This window comes from Bartonella sp. AP11XZML (assembly GCF_042196445.1).
GTDB lineage: Bacteria > Pseudomonadota > Alphaproteobacteria > Rhizobiales > Rhizobiaceae > Bartonella.
Genome location: NZ_JBHIQF010000027.1, coordinates 1 through 7,032 on the forward strand (window position 1 = coordinate 1; position 7,032 = coordinate 7,032).

Below are 7,032 nucleotides of genomic sequence, written 5' to 3' on the forward strand. Positions count from 1 at the left end.
TTTAATCGAAAGGATCATTGCACCACGCGGTAAAGTCCCGATTTTGCGCGTCAAATGCTTATCTTTATGCGAGATATTCAAACGCAAAAAACTGACCTGATGTGTATGAAGATCTCTGCCGTGTAAGTGTCCTGTTACGCCATCTACCATGTCCTATTTCCTTTCCTCATCACTCAACTTCACCGCTGTAGGTGGGGATAACTATCGTTCCAAAATCTTGGGCTCCTTGTGCTCTTCCGGGCATTTGGAAACGCGTTTTCTTCATGCCCATAATTGTATGCACTCCAAAACCGTATTCGCGTTTGTAGTCGAAGGTTTCTTCTTCGATTTTATAGCGGGTCTTACCGTAACTCTTACCAAATGCCATAACGACACTTTGCGCTCCAAGCAAAACAGCACGGCGCACACCTGCAAGACGTGTACTATCCGTGGATTTAACACCATTGGTGACATGCTCTGATTCACGTAAAATCACACCGTTGTACATGCCTAGAGAACCATCAAAGATTGGGTTTTTGGAACGCGAACCGGTATAAGCAGCTTTCTGAATATCAAGCCATTGACCCGTCTCTGTATTAGTGCGCAATTGTGTCACCTGAATGGGATGCAAATACAACACATAAACACTCTCGCCATTCACGCGAACCGGTCTAATTTTAGGATTCGCTAGCTTAGCGCACTGAACCGCTTCATCTATCAATTTAAGATTAAAGCTGTGTTTGGCTTTTTCTGTAAGCTCTTCATCCTTGGTTTTTGCTTCTGGTCGCACAATGCGCTTACTGCTTGGAGCTAATGGTGCATTAAAGCCCCAAAAAAGAGGATCAAGATCAACCAGTTCTCCCTCAAAATTAAGCCTGTTGGCTGTATAACCGCAAGCGTGAACGAAAAACATCAAACTCAAACGGTCCGCATACCAATCTGATAAACTGTTTTTGGCTTCTTCGCGCAAATTAAACAATGTGCGCTGATTATCAATAGTGCCTTCATTGGCAATTCTTGTTCCATGATAAAGTTCATTGATATACAGTTTATCATGAAGGAATTGTAGTGCCTCTTCATTGCCTTCAAGGGTTTCACCCTCACTCACACCACGTCCTGATAACTGAGCTCGCAGACTAAATGTTACACAATCCCCTTTGCCTTTTTGCGTCTCTGTTTTCACCTGAATAATGCTATTGGAATCCTGCCCCATCAAAGGAGCAATAGGAGTTGCTTTGGAGACCTCCGCATCAAGAATTCTCGCCCATGTTTTTAACGCATGGGGATCATTAATCCCTATATGTGTTGTTGCCATTTATTTCACCTTTCTTTGCTATAAAAAAACCGGCTTAAAGCCGGACCACCAACCCGCACCAAAGGCGGCTTATTCTCTAAAAGTCTTTCACTTAATCTTCATCATCTGCACCACTCAATTTGCGTATAAGCACTCGGTTCTTTGGATTACTGTACCACGCTTGAAACTCTTTATCCGTCATAGCGTCCATCGTTTCCCATGAAAGTGGACCCGTCACGCCCCCTCCACCAGATGCCGTTAAGGTTCTCGCAGAATTCTGCCGACTTTGAAGTTCTGCAACTTGATTATTCGCTTGCACTGCTTGGTTCTGATAGCCAAGGTTTTGTGCTATTCTATAAATTTCTTCTGCCGGATTGAGATCTCTTTGTGCACAAGTCGCTACAAGCGCATGCAATTGATCTCTTATAATCGCATCTATTGTGTTTTGTTGTCCATACTCAGGATAAAGTGATGACCAAGAACTCAATTCCTTTGCGCGTGCCTCATAAAGAAAATTTGCCGCGGCATCAAAATCACTGGATTTATTTTGAAACGACTTAACAGAATTATTAAAAAATTCACCAAGACGCATATCGTGCTGCTGCTGTTCCTCAGCTTGTCTTAGCGCTTCTTTCTGTTCCCTAATATACGCATCTTGCTTTTGAATCTTATCTAACATCCACGCCACTAAACGAACAGGGTCCTCACGTAGGTCTGGGGGTGCATTTTCACCTTCAACCATTGGCGTCTGGGATTGGGGTTCATAAAACTTGACAAGCGCTTCACGGGCTTGTTTGGCTTGTTGCTCCACACGCTGCTGTTCTATACTAGGAACAATCTCTGAAGGCTTTTCAACGGGCTGTGCAACCGGCTCTGGAGAGGTGACATCATCATTATCAATCGTTTCACCATCATAAGTGCCAGCATCAAAAGAGCTCTCATCATCAAAGACCGGTGCTCCAACTCTGTAATCTTCATTCATAGCTTCATTCATTTCTGCATTCATTCTTTCACCTTTCTCAACTATGCATACCTCTGTGTAATGCTATTCGCTCTCGCATAATCTGATTGTGTGCCTGATCATTGAGAAGCTTCTGCCGTTCAATCTCATAGCGTTGCTTCATCAGTTCTGCGTCTGTTTTTGCTCTCTCTTGATGCACAAAAAGATCAATCTGCTTTTGTTGCAAATCCATCTGATGCATCTGTGCTTTCGTCTCTAAGTCTTGTTGCTTTTCCTGCAACTTCATTTCCTGCTCGGGATCCATCTGCTGTTGTTGTGCCATTTGTTGCTGTTGGAACTTCTCACTGACACGATTGAGTAATGACGCAGGCAAGGGTGAGTAACGAAGTAGATCAAGCATAATATCCGGCGTAATGGCATTTTGAAGCAATGGGAGCAGCTGTGTGATGATACCGAAGGTGCGCTCTTTCTCATTCGGGCTGGTTGGCGCATCATCAACTACAATATCATACTCGACACTCGTTACTTCTTCACGCGTCAATGGAATATATTGCGCATTCTCTTCACCAGATATCCGTACCAAACGACCATCGGACAAGTAATTCTGTATCAAGTGCAAAATAATCTTACCTTGCCGCTTGCGGTACAAACGTAAACCATCAAACAGACAAGCAAGCAGATTTAAACTGGATTGGCGTCGTTGTGCCTCCAAAATACCCGCTTGTGTCACTTCCCTTGTACCAATGAATTCGGGTGNCTGGAAAAAGCCCTCTGGAAACTGTGCTACAGGCTTTGGTTGTATCTTGCCTTCTGCAAGAGCGCCATCTTCAGCAACTAGCAACGCATCAGCCCGCGCCCAATCTTGCATAGCCTGCCTGATGTCCTTAAACGCCCCTTCCTCGACAATAAGCCCCCCTTTGGATTGGCTATTAAGGATATACATCACTTGACTAAAATATTTATTCGCCCATCGTTGTGGATCTTTTGTCGGACGGACAACCCCATAAAATTGCCGTTCTATCTTATCAAAATACCCTGTTATACACTCCCAACCCAATTGACCCGCTGGAACCAAAGGTTGATCAGGGGATTCAAGCAATTTTCTCCCTAAAAAAGCACGTTTTACGACCTTTTTATTGAAAGCTGCCCCTTGGATATCGGGCATCATGCACTGGAGCTGCTTAAATTCTTCCTCGCTATAATCACGAAGTTCTCCAGTGCTTAAATCGGGCGCTTTGTAATATCGCTCGCTTTCAAACCAACGGCATTCAACAAGCGTGACCATCCGACGACCGTTTTCAACATCAATGCTCCCTTCATCACTGTAATAATCAAGATCATTATGGTGAACACCTTCATGAGAGCTCCCATCCCTTGCCCAATCTGCACTCAGCTCTGTCCAATGAGATTTGGGAAACATCTGCTTAGCTACTTCTAACGGCTTGCGGTCTACATACCACAAACGTTGCGCATCGGTTAAATTCGGTTGCACCGCTGCACTATCCCAAACCATCTTTAACGGGTCTAAACGCGTAATGACCGGTTCACCATCGAGGCTGTTCTCATAATCAAGCCGTGTATCAGTCCACCCCATGCCGCAGATAACCGCATCTTGGAAAGCATCACTATCAGCGTATTCTGCATGCGCCATGTCCCGAAACCATTCTGCCGCACCGGTAAGCAATTCACTAGGCAATGCCTTCCCTACTTGACGGGGAATAAACTGCACTTCGCGCTTGTTATTACGCTCTGACCCCACAACGGCATTGACCAATGGGGCAATACGATTAAAGGTCATAACGGGGCGGCGTTGCTTTTTTAACGCCGATAAATCTTCTTCATTCCATTGATCACCATTGTAAAAACCAAAATCCTCCCGCGCATGTTCACGCCATTTATTCACATGCTCCACATCTTCTTTGTACCAGCTCACAAGCTTGCGAAATAAGCCTTCTGTCGACAAATCTGATGCGTTACTTTCTTTATCTAAATGCTCTTCATCATACATCATTCTGCCATCCATGAGGTACTCTCATATTCCGTTCTGCCGCTATAAGCTGGTCGCTTTTGTATTTCTTTTGGTGGTTTGTATGAAATACACATCAGTCCAAAGGCATCTGCCCCATGACTGGACCAATCGTGCTCTGCTCCCAAGCCAATATTGCGCTTCTCATCCCATTTCTCGTGATACCAGTTCAGTGCCTTACGTCCTGCTACCGTCGTCTTTTCATTAAACCAAACAGAAGGCAAAACACGGCGGACTGTTTCTATACGTATCTTAACAGCTCCTGCTCCCTGATTAGGGATAACTTTTGTTTGAAAGCCTGCCTGTTTAAGAGCGCTCTCAAAACTCACATTGTGCACACGGTCTCTGGTCGCCCCATCATGGGGTAACACCATCAATGCCTTCTCATAACCATTGTGACGCAACCAACCGATATGTTCCGATAACGGCTGTCCCTGTGCTTCGTAATAATCAAGTACTCTGATCTCCCTACCAACAAATTGCGCTATCCATATCGCCGTAGCATCTGCCTTAGCACCTGTGCCCCCGATATCCCAAAAGGCGCGTATCTGCATTAAAGGGTCACGAGCGACACGCCCTATCCGCCCCTCTTGCTCGGCTGCCAACATTTCCTTTTGATAATAAGCGCCTTGAACCGCTGTAAGATAAGCCCCTTCCCAGATATGCTTATAGGTCTCGGGACGGTTTCTCAGATCATCAAGCCGCGCTTCATTCAAGATCTTGGGAAACTTCGGGTTGTCTGACCAATTGATCTCTACACGCTTAATGGCTTCATTGTCTGAAAAGCGAAACCGCTTCTCAACGGGGGCATTCTCTCGCAACGGGTTCCATGTCACCCATAATTCTGCCCGCCATCCCTCTCCTTCTTCTCGCAAAGTCGGTATAAGCGTTTGCCAAGCCGTCTCTGTAACGGGCTCTGCCTCATCAACCCAACAAAGCAAAATACGCCCCATGGATTTAATGCTCGCAATATTACGGTCCAGACCAGAAAACTGAAAGGCTACGCGACCATCTATCGACTTAATCGAAGATTCCCCAACCTTGTAATAGTCCTTTAAAAAGTCGTGCGCTTCAATGGCGCGCTTAATCTCCTCCAATGAACTCTCTGCCAAAGAATTCTGAAACTGACGTGCACAAAGAATGGTCCCCGATATCCCCTGCATACCAAATTGATAGCCTTTTAAAGCAGCCATCAATGCAAATGATCTTGTCTTCCCAGACCCTCGTCCACCCCAAGCCGCTCGCACCAAAGCGTCCCCTGCAAAAATAGGAATGAGTTTTGGTACAATACTAATCTGTCGTGTTGTCATTGACCAAAGGCGCGATTTCTACACGCGTTATCACCTTAATGGCTCCCCCATCTTCACCTGTTACCTGTAAAGGCAACACCTTACCAAGCAACGCTAAATAAGCAGCGGGGCATTCTATAGCCTGCTTTTCCAAATAAGAAATCAAACCATCCTTGCCAATTTTATTCCCAGCATTCTCAGCAGCCTTAACCACTGCTTCTTTTAAAATGCGCGTCACTTTATTTGGAACGCCTTTGACACGCCCTTGACCTGCCTTTGGGGGTATACGCTTTTTAATGGGTTGTGGAGCCTGCTGTGTATTTTCTGATGTCATAAAATACGCCCTCCAGATAATAAAAAACCCCGCATTTGCGGGGATTTTGAACTGTACATTTCCCTCTCTAGACACAATACGCCTAAGTACAGTAATGTCATTAAATACGATTTGCTACACTTTGTCAACATAAAAATAACACATATTGATAATTTCAAAGGGAATCAGTTAAACAGCACTTATGAATAATTAAGGGTTCAAAATGATGAAATCATTATCCATAACACGCATCATAACATTTATAGCTTTCTTTTCTATATCAGCGCTACCTGCATCAGCGTCATTTGGATTTACACGTACATTTACACGTGTAGATACTATAGAGCAGTACAATAAACTTTACGATAAATATGCAAGTAAAGAATATGAAGACTTTACGCATTTCGACAAGCAACACGAAGCAAATCAATTTGCATACAAAAATGGCTATCAAAATATAACTGCCAAATTTGACACTGTATGGCATCGTCACATACTTATTGTTTTATGTGGACGCTTTGTGAATTTACTAAGGGGTGATTATAATAAGGAGATGTCATGGGCGATGCTACCTAGTGTAATAAATACTTTACGCTATGAACATAATTGGAGTGAAGAAAATTTTATTTGGGCATACAACATGTCTATGAGTAGTACAGATCCAATGTTTTATTACGCAAAAAAATTTCTTAGTTCTCCGAGTGGAAATGGCATTAACCCCGAAACACAAGTTGTTGATTTAGTGTCTAGTATGAGAGTCGATAATGGGAGAGGCATAAAAAAAACAGCTAGGTTTTGTAGAGACTTACGAACGATATACAATATAATGAAACCGTAATAGAGATTGTCATTTAACGATCAAAATGTTTCTGAAGAGCATTAAGAGCAACGCGTAGTGAATTCACAAGGTGTGGTAGCATTTGATCTTCTATCACGAGGTACTGTAGTGCTGCATAAAGATTATACTGTCTATAGAGGCATTGCGCTTCTTTTATTGCCTCTTGCGTGTTTATAAACTGCTCTGTTGCAAATTCTACCCATTTGTCTCTTGCCTTATCATCAGAAGATGATGGCATTTCGTCATAAATCGCATTAGGCAATCCCTTTGCACAAAGGTAATTATTTCTTATCTGTAGGTACTGTTGCGCGGCATCATGTTGCTCTTGTGTA

The 7,032-nt window shown here is 43.7% G+C and carries 6 protein-coding genes and 1 pseudogene; 1 reads left to right on the top strand and 6 read right to left on the bottom strand.

Translation table 11 applies throughout. From position 1 onward, the window contains the following. Positions 1 to 169 precede the first annotated feature (169 nt). The 5 genes from ACFIMG_RS02465 to ACFIMG_RS02485 all read right to left on the bottom strand — a co-directional run bounded on the left by ACFIMG_RS02465 (position 170) and on the right by ACFIMG_RS02485 (position 5,883). The gene (locus ACFIMG_RS02465; protein ID WP_273788714.1) at positions 170 to 1,294 is read right to left on the bottom strand and encodes a N4-gp56 family major capsid protein; all 1,125 of its coding nucleotides are present in this window, start codon (positions 1,292 to 1,294) and stop codon (positions 170 to 172) included. 91 nt (positions 1,295 to 1,385) lie between these two features. Beyond that, positions 1,386 to 2,279, bottom strand: coding sequence for a hypothetical protein (locus ACFIMG_RS02470; RefSeq protein WP_375633220.1), 894 nt, complete (start codon positions 2,277 to 2,279; stop codon positions 1,386 to 1,388). A gap of 13 nt (positions 2,280 to 2,292) precedes the next feature. Beyond that, entirely contained in the window at positions 2,293 to 4,257 is a 1,965-nt protein-coding gene (locus ACFIMG_RS02475) for a portal protein (RefSeq protein WP_375693562.1), read from the bottom strand. Then, positions 4,242 to 5,570 carry a PBSX family phage terminase large subunit gene (locus tag ACFIMG_RS02480; RefSeq protein ID WP_375678942.1) on the bottom strand — a complete coding sequence of 443 codons (1,329 nt, stop codon included), beginning with the start codon at positions 5,568 to 5,570 and terminating at the stop codon, positions 4,242 to 4,244. Before ACFIMG_RS02480 ends, ACFIMG_RS02475 begins: the two co-directional genes overlap by 16 nt. Further along, entirely contained in the window at positions 5,551 to 5,883 is a 333-nt protein-coding gene (locus tag ACFIMG_RS02485) for a hypothetical protein (protein WP_375677071.1), read from the bottom strand. The genes ACFIMG_RS02480 and ACFIMG_RS02485 overlap by 20 nt, the downstream gene beginning before the upstream one ends. Before the next feature lie 205 nt (positions 5,884 to 6,088). On the opposite strand from ACFIMG_RS02485, the gene ACFIMG_RS02490 reads away from it, so the two are divergent. After that, complete coding sequence (locus ACFIMG_RS02490; RefSeq protein ID WP_375677072.1) at positions 6,089 to 6,700, top strand: hypothetical protein; 612 nt, start codon at positions 6,089 to 6,091, stop codon at positions 6,698 to 6,700. A gap of 13 nt (positions 6,701 to 6,713) precedes the next feature. Here ACFIMG_RS02490 and ACFIMG_RS02495 read toward each other — a convergent pair. Further along, positions 6,714 to 7,032: pseudogene (locus ACFIMG_RS02495) on the bottom strand (hypothetical protein); the annotation flags it as partial.

What these genes read in the sequence shown, in the direction of transcription:
- ACFIMG_RS02465 (WP_273788714.1), bottom strand. Translation starts at nt 1,294, where the DNA reads ATGGCAACAACACATATAGGGATTAATGATCCCCATGCGTTAAAAACA.
- ACFIMG_RS02470 (WP_375633220.1), bottom strand. Translation starts at nt 2,279, where the DNA reads ATGAATGCAGAAATGAATGAAGCTATGAATGAAGATTACAGAGTTGGA.
- ACFIMG_RS02480 (WP_375678942.1), bottom strand. Translation starts at nt 5,570, where the DNA reads ATGACAACACGACAGATTAGTATTGTACCAAAACTCATTCCTATTTTT.
- ACFIMG_RS02485 (WP_375677071.1), bottom strand. Translation starts at nt 5,883, where the DNA reads ATGACATCAGAAAATACACAGCAGGCTCCACAACCCATTAAAAAGCGT.
- ACFIMG_RS02490 (WP_375677072.1), top strand. Translation starts at nt 6,089, where the DNA reads ATGAAATCATTATCCATAACACGCATCATAACATTTATAGCTTTCTTT.